General features: G+C 72.8%; 1 protein-coding gene. It reads left to right on the forward strand.

All coding sequences use genetic code 11. From position 1 onward, the window contains the following. Positions 1 to 2,624: NAD-glutamate dehydrogenase domain-containing protein (locus GXW76_RS25145; RefSeq protein WP_211864877.1), on the forward strand; the 2,624-nt coding region annotated here is incomplete at both ends.

Raw genomic sequence — 2,624 nt, forward strand, 5'->3', positions numbered from 1 at the left:
CGCGCGGACGTGGCGCGCGCGCCGGGCGCGGGGCGGCGCGACCTGACGCTGCGCCTTGCCAGCCCCGGCGGGCCGCTGCCGCTCGCCGATGCGCTGCCGCTGTTCGAGAGCCTCGACCTGCGCGCCATCGAGGAACAGCCCTACCACCTCAAGCCCGCCGATGCGCCGCAGGTGGCGCTGCACGTCTATCGGCTCGAGGCCGGTGCCGATTGCCCGGAGGACCGTTTCGACGAGATCCTCGGCGCGCTCGGCGCGCTGCTGGACGGCGCGGCGGAGGCGGACGGCTTCAACCGCCTGGTGCTGCGCGCGGGGCTCGACTGGCGGGAATGCTGGCTGCTGCGGGCGATGTTCCGCTGGCTCAAGCAGGTGGGCTTCCCCTTCGCGCAGGCCAGCGTGGAAACCGCGCTCGCCGCGCAGCCCGAGGCCGGGCGGCTGCTGATCGACCTCTTCCGCCGCCGCTTCGACCCGGCCGCGACGGATCGCGACGAAGCCGCGGCGCAGGCCGCCTGGGCCGCGCTGCTCGAACGCGTGGAGAACCCGGACGAGGACCGCATCCTGTCGCGGCTGCGCGTGCTGCTGGACGGCATGCTGCGCACCAACTTCTTCCAGGGGAAGGACTACCTGGCCTTCAAGCTGGACAGCGCGGCGGCGGGCGAGATGCCGGCCCCGCGCCCCTGGCGCGAGATCTTCGTCCATTCCGTGCGCATGGAAGGCTGCCACCTGCGCGCCGGCCCGGTCGCGCGCGGCGGCATCCGCTGGTCCGACCGGCGGGAGGATTTCCGCACCGAGATCCTCGGGCTGCTGAAGGCGCAGCGGCTGAAGAACGTCATCATCGTGCCGACCGGCGCCAAGGGCGGCTTCGTGCTGAAGCACCCGCCGCCGATGAGCGACCGCGAGGCGTTCCAGGCCGAGGGCGTCGCCTGCTACAAGGCGCTCGTCCGCGGCATGCTGGACCTGACGGACAATTACCGCGGCACCGAGGTCGTCACGCACGAAGCCATCCTGCGGCGCGACGGGGACGACCCCTACATCGTCGCCGCCGCCGACAAGGGCACCGCGACCTTCTCCGACATCGCCAACGGGCTTTCCGCCGAATACGGGTTCTGGCTCGGCGATGCCTTCGCCTCCGGCGGGTCCGCCGGCTACGACCACAAGGGCATGGGCATCACCGCGCGCGGCGCCTGGGTGATGATCGACCGGCATTTCAGGGAAGTGCTCGGCCGTTCCGTGCAGGACGCGCCCTTCGACATGGTGGGCGTCGGTGACATGTCGGGCGACGTCTTCGGCAACGGGCTGCTGGTGTCGCGCAAGACGCGCCTGCGCGCCGCCTTCGACCACCGGCACATCTTCCTCGACCCCGATCCCGACGCCGAGGCCTCCTACACCGAGCGCGAGCGGCTGTTCCGCCTGCCGCGTTCCTCCTGGGCCGACTACGAGGCGCGGCTGATCAGCGAAGGCGGCGGCGTCTTCCCGCGCAATGCCAAGACCCTGCCGCTTTCGCCGCAGGCGCGCGCCATGCTCGGCATCGATGCCGAACGCGCCGAACCCGCCGCCATCATGCAGGCGATCCTGCGCATGGAGGTGGACCTGCTCTACTTCGGCGGCATCGGCACCTATGTGAAGGCAAGCACCGAATCCCAGGCCGACGCCGGCGACCGCGCCAATGACGCGATCCGCGTCGATGGCCGCGACATCCGCGCGAAGGTGGTGGGGGAAGGCGCCAATCTCGGCGTCACCCAGGCCGGGCGCATCGAGGCCGCGCGCCAGGGCGCCCGCATCAACACCGACGCGCTCGACAATTCGGCCGGCGTCTCCACCTCCGACCACGAGGTGAACATCAAGATCCTGCTCGCCGCCGCCGAGGCCGACGGCGTGCTGACCCGCCGCGCCCGCGACGAGCTGCTGCGCGAGATGACCGACGAGGTCGCCGCCCTGGTGCTGCGCGACAATGCGCAGCAATCGCTCGCCGTCACGCTCGATCAGATGGGCGGCGCGGAGGACCTGGCCGCGCAGGCCGTACTGATGGAGCGGCTGGAAAAGGCCGGGCTGCTCGACCGCGCCGTCGCCGGCCTGCCCGACGCCGCCGCCATGGCGCGGCGCATCGGCAGCGGGGATGCGCTGACGCGGCCCGAGATCGCCGCGCTGCTGCCCTTCGCGAAACTGTGGCTCGCCGAGGAACTGGAGGCTTCCGGCCTGCCGGACGAGCCGGCCCTGCTGCCCGCGCTGCTGGCCTATTTCCCGAGGCCGCTGCAGGAACGCTACGCGCCCTACATCGAACGCCACCGGCTGCGGCGCGAACTGGTCGCGACCGTCATCGCCAATGCGGTGGCCAACCGGATCGGCTGCGCCGGCATCGGCCGGCTGACCACCGGCGCCGACGCTGCCGCCGCCTGCCGCGCCGCGCTGCTTGCCAGCGAGGCCTTCGGGCTGGAAGCCGCCTGCGATGCGATCGACGCCGCCGGGGCGCCGGCCGAGGCACGGCTTTCCGCCCTGCTTTCCCTGCGGCGGTTGCAGGAAGCGGCGGCGCATGACCTGCTCGCCGCGCCGGCACAGCCGCTGGAAGCCGCGCTCGCCGCGCTGCGGCCGGGCATCGCCGCGCTGGCCTCGGCCGCCGCCGCGCATGT

It is taken from the genome of Neoroseomonas soli, assembly GCF_018129065.1.
GTDB lineage: Bacteria > Pseudomonadota > Alphaproteobacteria > Acetobacterales > Acetobacteraceae > Neoroseomonas > Neoroseomonas soli.